Source organism: Cellulophaga sp. BC115SP (assembly GCF_009905545.1).
GTDB lineage: Bacteria > Bacteroidota > Bacteroidia > Cytophagales > Spirosomataceae > Flectobacillus > Flectobacillus rivi.
The window spans coordinates 1-20,501 of the sequence record NZ_JAAALB010000037.1 but is presented as its reverse complement, the minus strand read 5'-3'; the positions used below and the strand labels follow the sequence as shown (position 1 = coordinate 20,501).

General features: G+C 37.3%; 14 protein-coding genes and 4 tRNA genes. 9 read left to right on the top strand and 9 right to left on the bottom strand.

Features of this window, described 5'->3' with window-relative positions:
* Positions 1–42: 42 nt before the first annotated feature.
* Positions 43–1,533, top strand: coding sequence for a glutamate synthase subunit beta (locus GVN22_RS20665; RefSeq protein WP_166552909.1), 1,491 nt, complete (start codon positions 43–45; stop codon positions 1,531–1,533).
* Positions 1,534–1,801: 268 nt separating this feature from the next.
* Here the strand turns inward: GVN22_RS20665 and GVN22_RS20660 are convergent, their stop codons facing one another.
* Entirely contained in the window at positions 1,802–2,839 is a 1,038-nt protein-coding gene (locus tag GVN22_RS20660) for a hypothetical protein (protein WP_166552908.1), read from the bottom strand.
* A 333-nt stretch (positions 2,840–3,172) separates the two neighbouring features.
* On the opposite strand from GVN22_RS20660, the gene GVN22_RS20655 reads away from it, so the two are divergent.
* The 4 genes from GVN22_RS20655 (at position 3,173) to GVN22_RS20640 (ending at position 3,666) form a co-directional block, all read left to right on the top strand.
* Positions 3,173–3,262, top strand: a tRNA-Ser gene (locus tag GVN22_RS20655).
* Between the two features lie 26 nt (positions 3,263–3,288).
* Positions 3,289–3,365: transfer RNA gene (locus tag GVN22_RS20650), tRNA-Pro, on the top strand.
* A gap of 72 nt (positions 3,366–3,437) precedes the next feature.
* A tRNA-Arg gene (locus GVN22_RS20645) sits at positions 3,438–3,511 on the top strand.
* Positions 3,512–3,592: 81 nt separating this feature from the next.
* A tRNA-Pro gene (locus tag GVN22_RS20640) sits at positions 3,593–3,666 on the top strand.
* Positions 3,667–3,802: 136 nt separating this feature from the next.
* Here GVN22_RS20640 and GVN22_RS20635 read toward each other — a convergent pair.
* Complete coding sequence (locus GVN22_RS20635) at positions 3,803–5,320, bottom strand: malate:quinone oxidoreductase (RefSeq protein ID WP_166552907.1); 1,518 nt, start codon at positions 5,318–5,320, stop codon at positions 3,803–3,805.
* A gap of 646 nt (positions 5,321–5,966) precedes the next feature.
* On the opposite strand from GVN22_RS20635, the gene GVN22_RS20630 reads away from it, so the two are divergent.
* Positions 5,967–6,857, top strand: a complete 891-nt coding sequence (locus tag GVN22_RS20630) for an SMP-30/gluconolactonase/LRE family protein (protein WP_166552906.1) — start codon at positions 5,967–5,969, stop codon at positions 6,855–6,857.
* A 38-nt stretch (positions 6,858–6,895) separates the two neighbouring features.
* Here the strand turns inward: GVN22_RS20630 and lysM are convergent, their stop codons facing one another.
* The 6 genes from lysM to GVN22_RS20600 all read right to left on the bottom strand — a co-directional run bounded on the left by lysM (position 6,896) and on the right by GVN22_RS20600 (position 14,841).
* The gene (lysM, locus tag GVN22_RS20625) at positions 6,896–7,363 is read right to left on the bottom strand and encodes a peptidoglycan-binding protein LysM (protein WP_095163495.1); all 468 of its coding nucleotides are present in this window, start codon (positions 7,361–7,363) and stop codon (positions 6,896–6,898) included.
* 172 nt (positions 7,364–7,535) lie between these two features.
* Positions 7,536–10,766 (bottom strand): S41 family peptidase, encoded by a 3,231-nt coding sequence (locus tag GVN22_RS20620; RefSeq protein WP_166552905.1) that lies wholly within the window; start codon positions 10,764–10,766, stop codon positions 7,536–7,538.
* A 193-nt stretch (positions 10,767–10,959) separates the two neighbouring features.
* The gene (locus GVN22_RS20615; protein ID WP_166552904.1) at positions 10,960–11,781 is read right to left on the bottom strand and encodes an aminotransferase class IV; all 822 of its coding nucleotides are present in this window, start codon (positions 11,779–11,781) and stop codon (positions 10,960–10,962) included.
* 17 nt (positions 11,782–11,798) lie between these two features.
* The gene (locus GVN22_RS20610) at positions 11,799–12,641 is read right to left on the bottom strand and encodes a transglutaminase family protein (protein WP_166552903.1); all 843 of its coding nucleotides are present in this window, start codon (positions 12,639–12,641) and stop codon (positions 11,799–11,801) included.
* Between the two features lie 126 nt (positions 12,642–12,767).
* Complete coding sequence (locus GVN22_RS20605; RefSeq protein WP_095163533.1) at positions 12,768–13,508, bottom strand: peptidase; 741 nt, start codon at positions 13,506–13,508, stop codon at positions 12,768–12,770.
* A 364-nt stretch (positions 13,509–13,872) separates the two neighbouring features.
* On the bottom strand, positions 13,873–14,841 hold the full coding sequence (locus tag GVN22_RS20600; protein ID WP_166552902.1) for an alpha-E domain-containing protein: 969 nt from the start codon (positions 14,839–14,841) through the stop codon (positions 13,873–13,875).
* A 777-nt stretch (positions 14,842–15,618) separates the two neighbouring features.
* Between GVN22_RS20600 and GVN22_RS20595 the strand changes: the two genes are divergently transcribed.
* Together GVN22_RS20595 and GVN22_RS20590 are read left to right on the top strand one after the other, a co-directional pair.
* A complete protein-coding gene (locus tag GVN22_RS20595) occupies positions 15,619–18,333 on the top strand; it encodes a TonB-dependent receptor (protein WP_166552901.1) in 2,715 nt (904 codons plus the stop codon).
* 193 nt (positions 18,334–18,526) lie between these two features.
* Positions 18,527–19,015 carry a DUF4890 domain-containing protein gene (locus GVN22_RS20590; RefSeq protein WP_166552900.1) on the top strand — a complete coding sequence of 163 codons (489 nt, stop codon included), beginning with the start codon at positions 18,527–18,529 and terminating at the stop codon, positions 19,013–19,015.
* Between the two features lie 92 nt (positions 19,016–19,107).
* Here GVN22_RS20590 and GVN22_RS20585 read toward each other — a convergent pair whose 3' ends face one another.
* Positions 19,108–19,488, bottom strand: coding sequence for a hypothetical protein (locus GVN22_RS20585; protein ID WP_166552899.1), 381 nt, complete (start codon positions 19,486–19,488; stop codon positions 19,108–19,110).
* 414 nt (positions 19,489–19,902) lie between these two features.
* On the opposite strand from GVN22_RS20585, the gene GVN22_RS20580 reads away from it, so the two are divergent.
* Positions 19,903–20,361, top strand: a complete 459-nt coding sequence (locus GVN22_RS20580; RefSeq protein ID WP_166552898.1) for a hypothetical protein — start codon at positions 19,903–19,905, stop codon at positions 20,359–20,361.
* The last annotated feature ends 140 nt before the right edge of the window (positions 20,362–20,501 follow it).

Here is a 20,501-nt window from a genome sequence, read left to right as displayed (position 1 = left end):
TATCTTCAGACTTTCGAATCCTAAAATTTTCAAATTAAGACAATGGGAAAACCAACCGGATTTTTAGAGGTAACAAGAGAAACTCCAAAGAAAAGACCAGTCGCTGAACGTGTTGGCGATTACAAAGAAATAGATATTGATTTTACTACAGAAAAAATAACTGCACAAGCGAGTCGTTGTATGGACTGTGGCGTTCCTTTCTGTCATAATGGTTGTCCACTAGGCAACATTATCCCAGAATTTAACGATGCAGTATATGACCAAAACTGGGCTTATGCATACGAAATTTTATCTTCAACCAACAACTTCCCTGAGTTTACAGGTCGTATCTGTCCTGCACCATGTGAAGCTGCTTGTGTATTAGGTATCAACAAGCCTCCTGTAACGATCGAATACATCGAGAAATCGATTATCGAATATGCTTTTGGAAATGGCTTAGTAAAACCAAATATTCCTGCAAAAAGAACAGGTAAAAAAGTAGCAGTTATTGGTTCAGGACCTGCTGGTTTGGCTTCTGCTGCTCAATTGAACAAAGCTGGTCACTCAGTTACCGTGTTTGAACGTGCTGATGAAGCTGGTGGACTTTTACGCTACGGTATCCCAGATTTCAAATTAGAGAAATGGGTAGTTCAACGTCGTGTTGAGGTAATGAAAGAAGAAGGTATCGTTTTCAAAACTTCAACCAATATTGGTGTTGACATCAAAGGTGATGAGTTGTTGGAAGACTTCGATTTGATTATGTTAGCTGGTGGTTCGACAGTTCCAAGAATGTTGCCTATTCCAGGTTCAGACTTGAAAGGAATTTATCCTGCTATGGAGTTCTTGTCACAACAAAACAAGCGTGTAGCTGGTATTGATCGTCAATTTGATCACCGTGGTGCTGCTTACGCAAATGGTGAATTGTTGGCTACTGACAAAAATGTTGTGGTAATCGGTGGTGGTGACACAGGTTCAGACTGTGTTGGTACTTCAAACCGTCACAAAGCGAAGTCTGTGACTCAAGTAGAAGTAATGCCAATGCCTCCTGCTGAGCGTGCTACACAAACACCTTGGCCAAACTGGCCAATGATGTTGCGTACATCTACTTCGCATGAAGAAGGAGCAGATCGTCATTGGTCAATTGCTGTGAAAGAATATGTGGGTGATGGTAATGGTAACTTAAAAGGTATCAAAATTGCTGATATTGCTATGGAAGTTGTTGACGGTAAAGCTCAACAGGTTCATACAAATGAGCGTGAAGTTCCTTGCGAATTAGCCCTTATCGCTGCTGGTTTCTTACATCCTCAACGTGAAGGTCTTTTGGCTCAATTAGAAGAAAAAGGACTTGAGTTTGACGAAAGAGGCAATGTAAAAGCAACGAATTATAAGACTTCGGTTGATAAAGTGTTTGCAGCAGGTGATATGCGTCGTGGTCAGTCATTGGTAGTTTGGGCTATCTCTGAAGGTCGTGAAGCAGCTCGTCAAGCAGATATTTATCTTCAAGGTTCTTCTATTCTTGAGGCTAAGGCTGTGTCTACCTTCTCAGTTGTGTAATGATTTCAAGATGAGTGAATTCTGATTGAAAGAATGAGTAATTATCTTTTGATTTTACGATTCACTAGTATATTAGCATTAAAAAAGCGGTCGAAAATAATTTTCGACCGCTTTTTTAATGCTAATATGTTGGATATAACTTTGCTTAAGACGCAATCATGGCGTCTCTACCGACTGAATACAAATTTTTATATAATCACTCACTCGCTAAATTCGGGATGACTCATGTTTGATGACTAGCTACCACAGTACTTTTACGACTGCAATCTCAATAATCAATATCAATAGCTTCAGGCGAAAAGGTTGAAGTATATCCCCGAATAGGAGCGACATTCCCATTATCTCCAAATCCAAAAACTAGAATCTTTTTATTGGCTTTTTCGGCCACATAAATAAACCCTTTTATATTACGATCATCAATCGCAATGTCTACAGGGTTACCCAAGCCTGTGTTTGAGCCATAAATCGCTCTATTGGCAAGGATTGAGCTATTATTGGTAATCTTAGATACTTTGTCTATAATATAAATACCACCATCTTTATCAAAATTCGTACCTGAAGCATTTCCTATCTCTGTTACAAATAGCATATCCCTTTGCGATGAATAGGCAATGCCATGCAATCGTGCTGTTGCGCCATTGATTTTATAACCATTTATAAAAAACCTGAGGCTAGCAGTAACTTTCCCAGCCTCTATACCAGAAGGATTATTATATATTTCTATTCTAAGAGCATTTTTATCCATTACAACAAATAGTCGGTTGTTCTTTTTATCGTAGGTAATTCCCCATGGCTCGCCACTCAGTTTAAGTTTTTTTCCTACATATTTGCCATTTAAAGTCGATACTTTTTCATAGACTCTAATTGTACTATCTGTATTGTTGGCGACGAATAGGGCATCATTTGTCTCGTCATAAGCAATTTCTCTTCCGCTCGATAGGGTAGAGTCAATGATGATATTATTGGGTAACGAGGCTTCAAAAAGAGTAGAAGCATTGGTGTAAAGTCTGATACTTTTTTGTGCACGACTAACTTGAAATAAAAATTTTTTACTGGCAACAAATAGAACACCATTAGCATCCTGTGCACCGTTGTTTAGTTCAAACTTCGGAACGAGTACCGTAGAGTCTGCCGGCTTGAATAATTGTAGATTTTTTGCATTGACTGTTGTTTCAGCATTTGAAACGAAGAGCGTAGAAACCTTAAAGATTTCTAGTGGTTGGGCATCAGAATTTTTTAAGCAAGCGCTCAAAAAGATAATACCCCCAAACCCACAAAGTGTGAATAGTAGAAATGATTTTTTCATGTTGTAGGCAATTCAAAGTTTTTATGGATTATATTTTTCAGATATACGTAGACGATAAACTTTTAGATTGAAATATTAAATCTTAGATAAATTTGAAAATGCCTTAAAAAACAACTAGAAGTGGTTTTTAGCTGAAAAAACTTTCAAAAAAAGTGCTTTTGTAATAGTTGTTTTAAGTAATTGTTAATCAGAATTGTATGGTGTGTGTTGTGAAAAACTTTCAAGAAAAAGCATTTTTTTTTCATTTTCGACTTGCATCTTAAACAAAAAAAGCCGTACCTTTGCATCACCTAAACACAAGGAAGGTATCTAACGAGATACTTTGAGTGTTAAGGAGAGATGCCTGAGAGGCCGAAAGGAACAGTTTGCTAAACTGTCGTACTGGTAACGGTACCGAGGGTTCGAATCCCTCTCTCTCCGCCACTTTTAAAGTGGAATGGCCAAAAGTTCGGGATGTAGCGTAGTCCGGTATCGCGCCTGCTTTGGGAGCAGGAGGTCGTAGGTTCGAATCCTGCCATCCCGACCATAATTTAGGATTTTGAAGATTGACATAAGTGAATTTTCAGTTCCGTCTGGAATCAGAATCCTTTTTTATTCCGGTTCCGTAGCTCAGCTGGATAGAGCAACTGCCTTCTAAGCAGTAGGTCTCAGGTTCGAATCCTGACGGAATCACACCTGAGAATAAGATGAACAGAAGCGTGAATCTTTTAACAAAATACTTTTCTTATTAATGTTAAGTTAATTTAGAAAATTCGGGATGTAGCGTAGTCCGGTATCGCGCCTGCTTTGGGAGCAGGAGGTCGTAGGTTCGAATCCTGCCATCCCGACAAAGCCTAACTCAATGAGTTAGGCTTTTTTGTTTTGTGACAGTTTCCAAACTTTACTTGAAACAAAAGAAGCCAACACAAAAAAGCCTTTCCTTGATACAAGGAAAGGCTTTTTTGTGAGAAATAGTATCTAGTATTAAGCTAATTCAGCCGATTTAAGACCAAGTACATCATTGGTCCAATGGTTGATTTGGTTAAATAACTCATCGTTACTAATGAGAGACTGACCAAATGAAGGAATCATCGCTTTCAATTTACTTTGCCATTCTTCTGTATGATACTCTTCGTTGAAACAACGTTCCAATAATTTCAACATAATGTCAACGGCTGTAGAAGCACCAGGAGAGGCACCTAATAAGGCCGCAATTGAACCGTCAGAAGCTGCTACAATTTCAGTACCAAATTCAAGTACTCCACCTTTTACAGGGTCTTTCTTGATTACCTGTACACGTTGTCCAGCTACTAACAATTCCCAATCCTCCATACGTGCGTTCGGGAAGTATTCTTTCAATGCTTCTAAACGATCTTCTGGTGATTGTCTTACTTGTTCAATTAAATATTTAGTCAGGTCAATATTTTGTAAACCTGCTTGCATCATTGGTACTATATTACTCAACTTGATAGAAGAAGGTAAGTCTAATAATGAACCTTCTTTCAAGAAGCGAGTCGTAAAGCCCGCATAAGGACCAAAAAGAAGTTCTTTCTGACCATCGATCATACGAGAGTCTAAGTGTGGAACAGACATTGGAGGAGCACCTACCGCCGCCTTACCATATACTTTTGCATTGTGGCGTTCTACAACTTCAGGATTGTTACACTTTAACCATTGTCCACTTACTGGGAAACCTCCAAAACCTTTACCCTCTTCAATTTTAGATTTCTCTAATAATGGTAAAGCACCACCACCAGCACCAACAAACACAAAACTTGCGTAGATTTTCTTTTTGTTACGCTTTTTGGTAGCAAGGTTATCTAAAGTAATACACCAGTTTCCATCTTCTAATTGCTCTAAATCGGTTACTTCATGCTTCAAACGGATTTTAACACCGTCCATGTTTTTCAAATGATCGAACAACATACGTGTCAAATTTCCGAAGTTGACATCAGTTCCTGCATCAGTGTAAGTAGCTGCCACAGGTTGATTCTCATCGCGACCTTCCATTACCAAAGGAATCCAGTTTTTAATTTCTTCTGGATTTTCGGTATAAATCATATCTTTGAAAACATGATATTGAGTCAATAAATCAAAACGCTTACGAAGATAGCTTACGTTCTTTTCACCATGAACAAAACTCATGTGAGGTACAGATTGGATAAAATCCTCAGGTGAAAGAATATTTTTTTCGACTAAATATGACCAGAATTGGCGTGAAAGTTGGAATGAATCATAAATTTTTAACGCCTTAGATCCATCAACACTACCGTCTGGTTTTTCAGGAGTATAGTTCAGCTCACATAATGCGGCATGACCTGTACCTGCGTTGTTCCAAGCTTCCGAACTTTCTCCTGCAATCAAATCAAGACGTTCGAAAATAGTAATTTTTAAATCAGGTTGAAGTTCTTTTAACAACACCCCGAGCGTCGCACTCATAACGCCTGCCCCAATCAAAACAACATCTGAATAGTTGGCAGCACTCTTTAATTTTTTACGCATTTCTCACAAAAAAAATTATCTCGTTAGTTATATTATACTTATTCGAATAGGTAACAAAAAAATAATCTTAAAATTGCACAATTCCTGTCATATAATAATTACTTTCTTGTTCTCTTTATATTTTTTCTTTATAATAGTCTATTAAATTATGCCTTAAATTTCAAATCTAAGGGCTTTCTAATTTTTTAACATAAAAAGAACAAAAACGGTGCAGATTTACTCAAAAAAATAAAATATGATTTTTCTTAGATTTTATTTACCGTGTTTCTTTCTGAAAATGTCTTGATTGCCAGTGTATTAAGTAACCATTAATAGCAGTAAAGTGTTTGGAAAAATTGATGTATTTACAGCTATTTTTATTTAGCATACACACTCAATAAAGAATATATTATGGGAAATAGCCTGAATTTTCGATGATTTTTCTCTCTCCTTAACTAATTGTATTTTTACAAGATTGTCGATTGTACAAAATTAAGCTTGTTATAACAATGCTACAGGTAGTTTTACTTAGGTTAACATCTGGTAAGAAATAAGTAGGTTCATTCTGAAAAATATCTTTGATTTTTCGCAAAATAGCCTGCGAAAAAAACTATTATTGTATAACTCTATTCTCTCATCAAAAATGTTTAGAAGATCCGAACTGACTATGAAAAAAGTATATCAAGCTGAGTTGCTATTAGAATCGAGCTGTCGATTGGGAGAGGGTCCTGTATGGTGTTCGTCTACCAATGCGATTTATTGGGTTGATATTGAAGGACGAACAATCAACTGGTATTGTTTGAATACTCAAGTACACCATCTTAGTGCTATCTCAAAGCGTATAGGTATGGTAGCGTTGACAAATACGCCTTACAAGGTACTTTTGGGATTGCAGGGTAGTTTATGTTGGTATGATGTCAAAACTAGTTATTTGGAGTTGTGGAAGCCAATGGAGACTCATTTGGTCTATAATAGGTGTAATGATGGACAAATAGACCCTCAAGGGCGATTATGGGTGGGTACTATGCAAATCGAAAATCAGCGAAATGAAGGAAATTTATACTGTATTTCGCCCACAGGAGAGCAAATACACTTGCTGTCTAAGTTAGGAATCTCGAATGGTATGGCATGGAGCCAAGATGGGCAATACTTTTTCTTTATAGATTCACTTAAACGAAATATTAGAAGATTTGAAATAAACGAGCAAAATGCGCTGATATTGACCAAAGAAAAGGTGGTTTATCAATCTCGAAATCGTGATGAGCTACCCGATGGAATGTGTATTGACACTGAGGGTAATTTGTGGGTAGCGTTCTGGGGTGGTTTTAGGGTTGCTTGTATTGACTCAAAAACAGGAGAGGAGCTGGCCGAAATAAAACTTCCAGTTCCGAATGTAACTTCTTGTAACTGGATAGGTCCTGATTTTAACGAATTGGTGATTACAACCGCTAGAGAAGGCTTGGATGAGCGTGAACTTTTGACTTATCCTATGAGTGGACACATATTTAGATGCAAGGTAGAAGCACAAGGGATAGAAACGCGTCGATTTGCGATATAAAAAATAAGGCTAGTCAGTTTTGACTAGCCTTAATACTTTTATTTCAATGGTGGAATTCTAAGCAACTGACCAGGGTAGATCAAATTAGGATCTTTTAACATCGGTTTATTTGCTTCGAAAATCACAGGATATTTCATCATGTCACCGTAGTAATGCTGGGCAATTTTTGATAAAGAATCACCTTTTACTACTTCGTGATACTGTGCTTCTTCTTCTGGTTCGTCTACCGTAAGTTGGTTATCTACAACCTTTACACCTTCAACGTTACCCACAGCTAATGCAATTTTCTCTGCATCTTCTTGTTTGGCAACTTCTCCGATGATTGAAACTGTGTCACCATTTGTACGGATAGTTAATGAGTTGTAGGCAAGACCTAATTGTTTTACGTGTGCTAAAAGAGCACTAGCTCTTAGAGGTTCTACTTCGGCAGCTTTTGCTGGCTCTACTTGAGTGTGGTTTCCGAAAATTTTTTCACCAACACCCTTAAAGAAAGACATAAGTCCCATAGCGGTATAAGTTTGATTTAAGTTTAAATTAATCTACCTCTAAACGTTGAACAAGGCAAGAAGTCACAGGTTTGTGAAATAAAATAATTCAACGTCGTAAGGTCGCCTAAAAATACAAAAAAGGGCTTCCGAAACAAATCAGAAGCCCTTTAAATATTAAATAAATTTTAGATTATTTTTTCGCTGAATCAATATCTTTTAATAAAGTTTCAACGGCTACTTTTAATTGATTGTCTGTACCTTTCGAAATCCACTCTGGTTCGTTTTCTACAATAACGTCTGGAACTGCTGGTCCGAGTTCTTGGTTTTTGTCTGTAGTTTTGGTGTACCAACCACGACCTGGAAGACGAACAAACGAGCCATCCATCAATGATTTTCCACCTGTTGAAATTACAGAACCATTTGTTGGTAAACCTACCAACTTACCAATACCTAATGATTTGTAAGCATGTGAGAAAATTTCAGCATTTGAATAACTTCCTTCATTACACAAAGCAATTGACGGTTTTGTCCAAGCTGCATAAACCAAACGCTCTCCAATTGGATAGTAATCACGGAATTTCAATTTATCTTTTTCCAAATTTTCACTAGCGCCTCTTGGAATCGTATAGGCGTGTTGTTTGTAGTTCAAAATCGTCATTAAGTAATCAGTTGTCGAACCACCACCATTGTAACGTACATCTATTACGATACCGTCTTTGCCATATCCTGCTGCCGTAAACTCACGCTCAACTACCTCAAAGCTAGGGAAATCCATACTCTTGATATGGATATATCCCAAACGACCGTTAGAGAATTTTTCTACTAACTTTTTGCGATTTTCTACCCATTCATCATAAAGGTTGTTGCTAATGCTATTGGTTAGACGAACCACAACTTCACGAGTTTTACCTGTAGCATCATTGACAGAGACAATTACTTTTTCATTAGCCAAACCATTCAACAATTCATAGAAGTTATCAGATTGTCCAACAGGTTGTCCGTTGATTGCTACAATTGTTTCGCCTTCATTAATGATACTTTTTGATTTAGTAACAGGCGTTTCTGGCACAACGTGTGACACTTTCATTCCATTTGCAGTAGGAGTCAACTCTGTACCAAGTAATCCAGTTACTTCTCTTTGAGTTTCGGCACGTTCAGGTGCTGTTAAGCCCATGTGACTAGAGTTTAATTCACCTAAAAGCAAGTTGAACATATCTCTAAAATCACTTGATGTACTAGCATTGATACAACGTTCTTTGTATTTGTCGTGTAATTTCGTCCAGTTATTTCCATGGAATTGTGGGTCGTAGAAACCATCACGGATTGTACGCCACGCTTCTTCAAATACTTGAGTGCGCTCGCCAGTGTAGTCTACTTTCATTTTGGCACTTACTGGTAATGATTCAGGTAGACCAGCTTTGGTGTCAATACGAGCTAAGCCTCCACCACCAAAACCGCCCATACGGCTATAATAGATATACTTTCCTTCTTTATCCAAATACAGACCACCAGGGTTGCTACCACCTTTGGTGATTTCTTTTAAATCTTTACCATCCCATTTGATGCTGTACAAATCACGACCTTTTGCCGAGCTACTGTTGGTTACATAATAGAATGTTTCACCGTCTTTTGAAATAACAAAATCAGATTCAGAACCAGGGAAGTTGGTCACTTGAACTACACGGTTGTGAATACCATCGAAGTCAATGACGATTGGTTTAACACCTTTTTCTTTTTTATCTGACTTGCCAGCAGCACCTTCAGTAGGAGCGGAGTCTTTTTCTTGCCAGTCTTGCGCTTCTTTTTCCCAGTCTTCTTTTTTCAACCAAACAAACCATACGTCGGCACTACGACCAGAACTACGCTCTGAAACAAAGCCTAGTTTTGAACCATCTCCACTCCAAAAAGGACGTGAATCACGGCGTGGATGCATCGTTACGTTTACTGCTTTGCCTGTGTTGTCAGAAGCTTTGATAAAAATCTCTTGATTATAATACAAGTCAGTTAAGCTATATGCCAAATATTTGTTGTCAGGGCTCCAAGCGATGTCATTAGGTGATGCCCAGCTATCATTGATAACTTTTTCATTACTCAACTTTCCATCTGCACTAATATCGGCAACGACGAATTTGCCTCTACCACGTACATAAGCAATTTTTTTACCGTCGTTCGAAACTACCAAATTTGACTCATCGTCTGGAGTTGTAGTCAACTGTGTAATTTTATGCTTCAATGTTTTGAAGATATTCTTTTCTGAAGCATCTGCTGACTGTACCATGAACATTTCGAAGTTACCACCTGTACGGTCACTTGTGAAAAGTAAGGTAGAGTCATTTAACCAAGCAGGTTCAATATCACGGAAAGCGTGAGAAGAAACGTTGATGCTACGAGCTTTTTCTTTATCAGCTTCTTTGACAAAAATTTCGCCACGGATTCCATAAGCTAATAATTTACCATTAGGCGACACCTTGAAATCTTCAACACCAGAAGTAAATGTTTTACTTTCTGAAGCATCGAATCTATCGTCGGCATTGATGGTAACATTGATTTTTTGGATAGAACCATTTGCCACTTTGTAGGTGTAAAGATTCATATCTTGTTCAAAAACAATGGTATTGCCGTCTGTAGAGATATTGATATGACGGATAGATTCATCTTTGAAGTTGGTCAACTTTTTAGGACTTCCTTCTGCTTTACCATCGTTAGAAATTTTCAACTGGTAAAGGTTGTATGCTCCATCGACACTGCTCAAGAAATAGAGCGTATTGTTTTTTCCCCATTGAGGCATTACGTCGTTGGTAGCAAACAAAGGAAGTTTATTATAGCTTTTTGATTTTGTGTCAAAAATCCATATCTCACGATTTGAGCTACCAGTATATGCTTGACGAGCTACTGGGTTGATGTCGCCACGAACTAAAGCCACAAAACGTCCATCTGGCGAAGCTGTTGGCTCAAATCCAAGAACATCTAACATTCTTGATTCAGTACCTCCTTTTGGAGAAATAGCATATACTTCAGAAGGGCGCTCGATTTGACGGAATTCACGAGAAGTTGAAAATAGAATTTTGTCTGCCTGCGTCCAGCTAGCGATATTGTCTTGGCTTGAATGGAAAGTCAAACGCTTTGGCATTCCGCCAGTGGTTGGCATGATAAAGATATCATTGTTGCCGAATCTTGCACCAGAGAAAGCGATTTGTTTACCATCTGGGCTAAAGGTTGGATTACTCTCATAAGCCTCATGAATGGTCAAGCGAGTAGCTTGTCCACCAGTGCTTGGTACTGTCCAAATATCGCCTTGGTATGAGAACGCTACTACAGAGCCATCATTGTTGATACTCGGATGACGCAAAAGCAGGGATTGCTGTGCTTGCGTCGCCGATGCTCCTAGTAATGAAAAAAGTAATAGGAAGGTCTTTTTCATAAATTACACAAAAGGTTTGTTGAATTTTGTACCTAAATAAGTAATATTTAGCCTAAAATATAAATAATTGAGTAACTATTCGCCCAATGGGCTGATTGTAGAGACATATTACGACCGATTTAAACATTGTAATATAGAAACACTTTAAAACAAAACGCACTCGGAAAATGATTTCCAAGTGCGTTGGTTTGTCTTATCCATTCTGCTTTTCGTAAGCTAAAAATAATTCTTGTAAGTGCTTTGTGACTGACCCTGTTTGTCCATTGTTGAAAATCACTTCATCAGTTTGAGTAATAGGAACAATACGTTTGGTACTTCCTGTGGTAAATACCTCATCGGCTTGTAGATATTCTTCAAAACTAACATCCCGTTCTTCCACCTTATAATGTTCAGAAGCCAATTTAATGACATGTTTTCGGGTTACACCAAACAAGGCTCCATCTTTTGGCGTAGCAATGGTGTTATTTTTGACAATAAATATATTACTTCTCGAAGACTCCGAAATAATCCCATCGCGATGATACAGTACATCATCGGCTTGTTGGGCACGAAGCTGAGGTTGAATTCTAATCGGGACGATGTAATTAAGCGTCTTAATTTCAGGGATTTCACGCTTATACTCTAAACTTAAGAGTTTCATTCCTTTATCTGGATTTTTAAACTCAAAAGGTTTGGCAGTGACAATAAGATTAGAGGTTTCGGCAGGAAGATAACCATCCGTAGAAAAACCGCCTGTCAATATCATTTTGATACCCAATAAGGGAAGAGAATGACGTTGAATACTTTCTAAGATAATAGCTCTAAGTTGGTCGCGAGTAGTAGGAATGGGAAGTCCCATCAAACGAGCTGAGTTTTCAAAACGATCTAAATGGTCTTCTAAGAAAATGGCTTTGCCATCGATAGCTCTAAAAAAATCAAAAATTCCATATCCTCTTACTAATCCTAGGTCTGAAACATGGATTTTAGCATCTTCAGCCTTTACAAAGGCATTATTCAAATAAATAAACTCTTGCATGAATTGGGTGATTATTGTTACTCTTCTATTTTTCTTACCGAAACTTCTGCCTTAAATATAGATTGAGCATTGCCTCTAAAAGTACCATGAATCGGTGAAATCAAATTGGGCATTGCAGATGTAGCTAGAGGAATATGACGTCCCGAAACCAGACAGTTTTGGGTAGGATCATAGCCTCTCCAGCCACCGCCAGGCAAATACACATTGACCCATGCGTGAAGATATTGAGGTTGATTTGGATCACTAAAATAATAGCCACTCACAAATTTGGAAGCAATACCCAACGCTCTACACATTGCCATGAATAACACCGAATAGTCGCGACAAGAGCCTCTGCGCTCTAATAAGGTTTTTTCGGGTGAATAGGCATCGCCTTCTTCTCGAATTTCGTAGGCAAAAGAATGGATAAATTTGTTGAGCTCAGAAAGAAAACTGCTGGTGTCCCAATTAACGCTTGCCGCAATCTGACGAGCCGTTTGGTCAACAAAAGTGGTTACCCCTTTTCGACTTAGATATGATTGTAAAGAATCGTTTAAATCGTTGGCATATTTAATGGGCAATTTACTCGACTCAAAAGGATGATAGATAAATGAGTAGGGATTAAACTCTGTGACTTCAATGACAGACTCGGCCTTGATACTAAGCTGACGAGTACTGCTATTAAAAAATACGATATGTTGAATATTATCAGCCGAGTCGACATTTTTCGAAATAAAGTCGGGTGTTGGTGAAATTTGTAAGGAATATTGATCAACCTTGAGAAAAGGCCCTTGCTTGGGATGCAGATAGAGGTAGTGTGGTTCGAGTCGAACATCATTACTATAATCATACAGCAAAGTGTGGGTAATCGCTAGTTTCATAAGATTGTTTGATGAAATGAATCGACAATAATTTAGTGGGCTTATTTAGCAAGAAAAGAGTAAAATACAAGAAAGTCCAGATTCAAGTATTTTACTCTTTTTCAACATTTGTTCTATGAAATGGTTTTACTGTTCTTGCGAAATCAAGGATTTATCCATGATATTTTGTACCCAACTATCGTTTAGGCTATTCATCGATTCTTTCAACAAGCCCGTCCATTGCTTGCTGATACTTTCCATTTCTTCTTTTTCAAGACGATGTTCGATTAAATGGAAACTATTTTTTTGATACACAATTACATCAATCGGATAATCTACATCTGTTGCGCTAACCTGAGTGGCATCAAACGACAAGAAGCCTAATTTAATAGCATCTTCTAACGACGTTTCATAAGTAAGTCCACGGTTCAATAATGGTTTACCATAATTTGAATTGCCGATGATTTGAAAGCGAAGGCCTTCATTGATTTCAATCCAGTTTCCTTCAGGAAAGACCAAAAACAACTTATGCTCATCATCTTTAGACATTTGTCCACCGATGATTGAATGAAGATTGAAATTATAACCTTCCGACTTCAACATTTCTTTATCTTCTTTGGCTACTTTTCGCAGCATATCTCCAAAAGCATTTACTGCTTCGAACATGTAGTCGAAAGTTACCCCTTGTTCTTCGGTCATTCTATTAAAATAGGTAATAGATTTGTCACGTACCGAACGCAGACCCGCTGTCATGATGAACAAAGAGTGTTTCCCAACCTCATGTACTGATACTTTTTTATTTGAGTACATTTCTGTTCCCGCAGTGATTCTGGTATCAGCAATTGCCACTAGTCCGCCTCGGACCTTAATTCCTAAACAGTATGTCATTTGATTTGTAGTGATAAACATTGTTACAACTTTCTGTAACGAATGTTTTGTGGTTAAATATGTCTCAAGTTTTCCTCAAAAGCCTTTGAATGGGTATCTTAAAAACAATGAATTGTGGATACAGAATGAAGAGATTAAGTTTTGATAACGAGTCAGATAACTATGTCAAAAGATTCTGGTATTAATAATTCTATGATTTTATTTATGAGTGCAAATTACAAAATGTATCTCCTATATCTTTCTGTTGCTTTTTAGTAGACAAGAAGATATTTGGTTGATTTACAGATGCATAATGAGAAGCCATTCCCTTAAAAGTATGACAAAGATAAAAAAACTTGAGACTAAGCACTAATACTCGGATGTATTATTCGCTTACAACGGGTTTTAAGTCGAAGTAGGTTTCGAAAATCGCGCGACCAACACCATTGTTTTTGGTTTGAAATTCGTCTAAGTACTGATGCAAACCTATTTCAAAAATATCTTCAATTTCTGTAAATTCTACTTCAGAACGCAAACGACTAATAGCTTTTTCGGCTTCGTTAGAATAACCATTTGTTACTGATGTTCCCGAAATTTCGTACAAAGACAATTCTGCCTGACGTAAACAATGCATCACAGAACGAGGGAATCGCTTATCTAACAACAAAAATTCAACGATTTTGGTAGGGTTCATCACTGGGTATTGCTGACGGAACATATTATAGGCGCTCACCGAACGTAGTACCGCTGACCATAACATCAAGTCAAGAGGCGAACCGATCGACTCGATACTTGGCAATAAGGTAAAATATTTTACGTCCAAAAAGCGAGTAGTTTTATCAGTACGTTCAATCAATCTACCTAAGCGACCAAAATGCCAGCCTTCGCCACGTGTAATGGTGGAGTCTACGATACCGTAAAACAATTGACTACCTGTTTTGATATTTTCCAAAAAGCCTTGATACTGCGATAACTCCCAAGATTTACTTTCGTGCGTAGCATTTTTGACAGTCCAATAAATCTGGTTGACATATTCCCACATTTCCTTTGAAATACTCTCGCGAATAGTACGAGCATTTTCACGGGCATTTAGCAAACATGAAAGAATAGAGTTCGGATTACGAACATCAAATGTCATGAAATAAAGAATATTTTCACGAGTAGGTTCGTCGTAATGTTCCTGAAAAATAAAGTGGTCGGCAGTAGCAATGATTAAAGGTTCCCATTGTTCGGGTACATTGGGAGGCAAGTCAAGCGCCAAGTTGAAGTTTACAGAAATAAAACGGGCATAATTGTCGGCACGCTCAATGTAGCGATTCATCCAATAGATAGAATTAGCAACTCGACTTAGCATAAGTTTCTAGGATTAAGTTGGAAAATTGTTTTTGATTAAAAGCTCATGGAACCTTTAAGTATAAATGCTTAATTATTTTATGAGTTATTGAATCACCCAAATAAAATTAAGTTATTTTTAGAAAAAACCAATGTTTGTAAAATAAAAAACTGTGAAATGCCGAATAAATAAATTTTAATTTGGACATACTAGATAATAATTTAGATTATTTGGTTGTTTCAAACGTTTAGCGAAATTTTTGCAGTAATTTTTTACTGATTTACTTGATTAATATTCTGATTTTTTACGTAATTGCGAAAGAATATTAATGGATGCTTAATATTTGCTTTAATATAACCTTTTCTAAATTATATGATAAACACTTTACCAACTACTCAATTAACTCCAAATGCTTACAAAACCTTGTTGTATTCTCGACTAGGAGTATTGTTTCTACTCAACTGTATTGTCGTGTATTTATTCGGTCATTAAACTTTTGGCAAGTTAACTTTTATCTTTCTTAATTCTTATCTCTAATATAATCGAATTCCGTTTTTCGGTTCCTGTTCATTGATTTTCATCAATGACTTTAAATGCTATTTTTCGACTCTGGCTTTGGGCTAGGTGATTTTCTTGTTGAAAACTTTGGATAATCGAGCTTCAAATTTTGAAGCTTCAAGGCTTCTATTTTCATCACTGAATACACCAAGCATCAACGTTTGACCCAATGCTATCTTGAGATTTGATAATATTAATCATTCATACCATAATCTTAACTTAACTAAATTAATTATTAACATGACTAAAAGACTCTTTACTCTTTTGTTTGTAATGCTGTTGACAAACGCCGTAATGGCGCAATTCAGCGTAAAAGGTATCGTAAAGGATGCCAAAACCAATGCCCCAATGCAGGGTGTAACGGTATCTGTAGTGGGTAAAGCTATTGGAACAACCACAAGTTCGGGTGGTGAATATGTGCTTAAGCTCAGTAAAGGAACAGCACAGGTTAGATACTCATTTGTTGGGTACGGCTCTGTAACTAAATCTATTACGATTTCAGCTTCGGATGTTACGGAAGACGTAAGTTTAGAACCTTCGACAGATCAACTGGCTGAAGTAATTGTGGTTGGTAGTCGTGCCTCTCAACGTACGGCGACTGATACTCCTTTACCGATTGATATTTTGTCGGCACAGGAGTTGAAAACTACTGGACAGACATCGTTCGATAAGGCATTACAATACCGTGTGCCATCGTTTAACACGGTAAGTACGCCAGTAAACGACGCAACATCCTTGCTTGACCCTTACGAAATTCGTAACATGGGACCAAGCCGTACCTTGATTTTGATTAATGGTAAACGTAAAAACACTTCAGCCTTGATGTATATCCAAACGTCACCAGGACGTGGCGAAAGTGGTGCTGATATTGCTGCTATTCCTCAACAAGCTATCAAACGTGTCGAAATCTTGCGTGATGGAGCTTCAGCACAATATGGTTCTGATGCGATTGCAGGGGTAATGAACATTATTTTGAAAGATAAATTTGAGTATGGTTCTGCGACATTGAGCTTAGGGACTACTCACAAAGGAGATGGAAATAGTTTAAGTTTTGCGGTCAACAATGGCGCTTCTTTTGGTGATAAAGGATATGTTAACTATACCATCGAATTTAACAGAACCTCATTAGCCAACCGTCCAGGAATGGTAAGCGCTGAAGCTGAGGCAGATGCAAACTTAGGTTTTGATGCACCTTTAGCAACTGTTAAAAGCTTTTTAGCTCAAAAACCAGATGCAGGTAATATCAATGGTCAACCTGAAAACACGGCTGCTAAATTTTTGATTAATAGTGGTATTCCGTTGACAGAAAAATCGCAACTGTATTTTAATGCTGCTTATGTTTACAAAAAAGTAAATTCATTTGCTAACTATCGTACTCCTTATTGGAGAACTACAGATGATGGGTTATTGACACCAGCTGGCCAGCCTTATATGGGTTATGTGCCTACATTTCAAGGAGATTTGAATGATTACAATGCAACAGTGGGTGTTAAAAGTGACAATAATGGTTGGAGTACAGACTTGAGTTTCACTACAGGTGGAAATAAACAATTGTACACAGTTTCAAATACTCGTAATAGAAGTCTAGGAAAAAATTCCCCTATTTATTTTAAACCAGGGGGATATGAGTTTACACACAATGTAGGAAACATTGACGTTTCGAAACAGCTTTCTGATAAATTGAGCTTTGCTTTTGGATCTGAGTTCCGTATGGAGCAATTTACGGTATATGCTGGCGATACTTCTTCTTATGTAGGATCAGGGGCAGATTCATTCCCAGGTACAACGCCAAATAATGCAGGTACTTTCTCTCGTTTCAACTTTGGTGGTTATATTGATTTAGGTTATGACATCACTAAAGACTTTTTAGTAAATGGTACAGTACGTCAGGAGCGTTACAGCGACTTTGGTGACGCAACTGTTTACAAAATTAGCTCTCGTTATAAATTTAATGATGATAAAATTACGCTTCGTGGCTCATTCTCGACAGGTTTCCGTGCGCCATTATTGCACCAAATCTATCAACAACAAGCTCAAGCTAGTTTTGTGCCTGGACAAGGTATCCAAACAAAAGGTATCGTAAACAACGTATCTCCTCAAGCATTTGCATTAGGTGTACCAAAGTTGACGCCTGAGAAATCAACAAACTTTACTTTAGGTTTGGGTTATAAGCCAAACAAGAACTTGAGTGTTACGCTTGACTATTACAACATCGTCGTGAAAGACCGTATTGTGTTAGGTTCTGAAATTTCAGGAACGGCAAGTGGAAATACTGCTTTAGATCAGATCTTGGTAAAAAATGGTATTGTAGCAGTAAGTTTCTTCTCAAATGCCTTGAATACCGTAACTTCTGGTTTAGACTATGTAGTATCGTTGCGTAATATCGAGTTAGGTTCTGGTAAATTGGCTGTCAACTTGGCTGGTAACTATACATTTGAAAATAAATACACATCCATTACAAATACTAAATTAATTGCAGATGCAGGTAAGTCTGTATTTGATAGAACTCAAGATGCATTGTTGTTCCAGTCAAGACCAAAATACAAAACAATCTTAGGCTTGGATTATACAGTAAAAGGTATCAACATTAACTTGAATAATACCTTGTTTGGTACTACTCATTTCCACCAAAATGGTTTGGATGCAAATACCGATACAGAATTCGTACCAGCAGTTTTGACCGATTTGGCAGTTTCGATACCACTTTCAAAAGATATTACATTTAATTTCAATGTGAACAATATCTTGAATGTTATGCCAAAATGGGATTTTATCGACTTGAAAACAGGTGTTAGAACACGCTATGATGCAAGCAATAACGTGCCTTCTCAGAAGTATTTTGATCAATACAATTTGATTACTTTTAATGGTCGTTATTCAAATGTTACCTACGACGGTTCTCAGTTCAGCCAGCTAGGAACTACCTTCCAAGCAAGTTTGAATGTGAAGTTCTAAACATAGATAATTTGGTAGCCATCTGTGAAAGCAGATGGCTTTTTTGTTTCAAAGATAGAAAACAGAAGAAGAAACTGCAAAAAGGGGCTTTTAGTCTTTTTTTTATGCGATTTTGTCGCATACTATATGAAAGTTCACTGTATATACATATTTTTGCTACTGATTCTATTGCAATAATCACAAGAACAAAACAATGTCCGTTACAAAAAAAATACTCGCTGCGCTCTTGATGGGAGCGGGCTTGTTAATATGCTCAACAAATGAAGCTGACGCCCAATATGGCGGCGGCTATGGTGGTGGATACGGCGGTGGCTATGGAGGTCGTCGATTTGGTAGCGGTATTCCGCAGGCTGGTCAAGGCGAAGAACGAAAGAGAGATAATACTCCAGACCCAGAAAAAATTGCAGAGGAAGAAACTCGTTGGATGACTAAGAAATTGAGTTTGAACGAGGATCAACAAATGAAAGTCGAGGATATCAACATCAAATATGCTTTCCAACGATTGGACATGTATGAGGCGATAAAAAAGGCTACAAACAACGGAACAACTCCTCCTTCAGAAGAAACACGAATTAAACTTCGTGAGCAAATGCAAAAAATGAAGGCTGATAAAGATAATGATTTTAAAGCCGTTTTGACTCCAGAGCAATATGAGATATATCTCAAAAAGCGTAAAGACTAGGTCACGGCAAAAGACTTTTTGATTGAGAAGTTTAAAGAGGTTTATACAGCAAAGTCACTCCTAAATTAGGAGTGACTTTCTTTTTGTACTCGTTACAAACTTTCCGACAAAAATCTTCTGAAATCGGTTTTGTTTTCGGACCAGATTTTTTCAAATACTTGTATTTTATCTCTAAGTTCTACCAAATCATCAAACAATACTCGATCACCAGCGGGATTACCTTTTACTTTTTCTCCCAACTCATTATCAGTAATTTGTAACTCATGCGATAACTCATCGTTTACTTCATCTTGTCTGATAAAAATACTTTCAAAGTGGCCTACTTTTATTTTGATTTCCTGAGCGGTATTTTGTGCTGAAACAGAAGCAAGTTGGTCTTGAAATGTTTTTAACTCATCTTTTACAAAATTCACTTTGCTCTTCCACTCATTAATTTCTGTGTGCAACTCGGTAATATGTTTTTTGCTACTCATGGTTTAAAATGGTTTTGGGTACAATGATGCGAATGTTAAGTCTGAATAGAATTCAGTTTTATGAAGATCTGAGATGTTTTTGATTAATAGTAAGCGAATCTTCAAAGGCAAAGTTGTATCTATTTTGAGATTGGAGGTATGAGAACGGTCAGCAAAAATGCCAACCTTACTCAGTTATGGTGATACCATTGAAATGGATAATATCATAACAAAGTCCTATTATAGAATAAAAAATTGGAGAAGTTAGCAAAAGGACAGTCGAATGGTATTAAGTTGTTTATCAAATTGTTAAAATTGCTTTTTTAGGTAACTTGCAGATAATCTGTCAGTGGAAGTTCTCTTAATTTACTTATATTTGTACTAAAAGTCCCCAATTGCCGTTTACAAGAAAATATCAAATCAAATAAATTTTTTATGAAGCATTTAGCCCTTGTCCTTGTAGGATTGTTATTAGTTGTCTCATCTAGTTGTAAAAAGAATAACGTTTCTACAAAAACCAACACTGAAAAATTGACTGCCAAAGTATGGATGGTTTCCGAAGTTTCTTCAACAGGAGGCTTGGTAGTGGTGTACAAAAGAGATTTGGCCAGCAATGGATATGATTTATCAAAAGTGCGTTTAGAATTCCTTTCAAACGGAACAATTCGTGGCGTAGATAACAACGGAAATACCTCGACAAGTGGTACTTGGAAGTTTGTAAACAACGAAACTCAAATTGAAATTTCAGGAATCAACTTCGCAGGAATTAACTTTGGTACTATTACGGTGACTCGTTTGGAAGACGCTAATTTCGACTTTACAGGTACTGCATCAATTCCTCAATTGGGTATTCCTTCTACTGACGCAACAGTGAAAATGATTCCAGCCAACTAATACTTAGTGAGTTAGTGATTTGTCATGGAGTGATTATTTTATCACTTATTCATTATAACAATTAAACATGAGTCATCCCGAATTTTGCATTGCGAAGTAGCACCATAGCATGTTATGGATGGCAGTTCTCAATCGATAAA

Coding starts and splice junctions, on each gene's coding strand:
- GVN22_RS20660 (WP_166552908.1), bottom strand. CDS start 2,839: ATGAAAAAATCATTTCTACTATTCACACTTTGTGGGTTTGGGGGTATT.
- GVN22_RS20615 (WP_166552904.1), bottom strand. CDS start 11,781: ATGCAAGAGTTTATTTATTTGAATAATGCCTTTGTAAAGGCTGAAGAT.
- GVN22_RS20635 (WP_166552907.1), bottom strand. CDS start 5,320: ATGCGTAAAAAATTAAAGAGTGCTGCCAACTATTCAGATGTTGTTTTG.
- GVN22_RS20585 (WP_166552899.1), bottom strand. CDS start 19,488: ATGAGTAGCAAAAAACATATTACCGAGTTGCACACAGAAATTAATGAG.
- GVN22_RS20605 (WP_095163533.1), bottom strand. CDS start 13,508: ATGACATACTGTTTAGGAATTAAGGTCCGAGGCGGACTAGTGGCAATT.
- lysM (WP_095163495.1), bottom strand. CDS start 7,363: ATGGGACTTATGTCTTTCTTTAAGGGTGTTGGTGAAAAAATTTTCGGA.
- GVN22_RS20590 (WP_166552900.1), top strand. CDS start 18,527: ATGTCCGTTACAAAAAAAATACTCGCTGCGCTCTTGATGGGAGCGGGC.
- GVN22_RS20665 (WP_166552909.1), top strand. CDS start 43: ATGGGAAAACCAACCGGATTTTTAGAGGTAACAAGAGAAACTCCAAAG.
- GVN22_RS20610 (WP_166552903.1), bottom strand. CDS start 12,641: ATGAAACTAGCGATTACCCACACTTTGCTGTATGATTATAGTAATGAT.
- GVN22_RS20580 (WP_166552898.1), top strand. CDS start 19,903: ATGAAGCATTTAGCCCTTGTCCTTGTAGGATTGTTATTAGTTGTCTCA.
- GVN22_RS20600 (WP_166552902.1), bottom strand. CDS start 14,841: ATGCTAAGTCGAGTTGCTAATTCTATCTATTGGATGAATCGCTACATT.
- GVN22_RS20595 (WP_166552901.1), top strand. CDS start 15,619: ATGACTAAAAGACTCTTTACTCTTTTGTTTGTAATGCTGTTGACAAAC.
- GVN22_RS20620 (WP_166552905.1), bottom strand. CDS start 10,766: ATGAAAAAGACCTTCCTATTACTTTTTTCATTACTAGGAGCATCGGCG.
- GVN22_RS20630 (WP_166552906.1), top strand. CDS start 5,967: ATGAAAAAAGTATATCAAGCTGAGTTGCTATTAGAATCGAGCTGTCGA.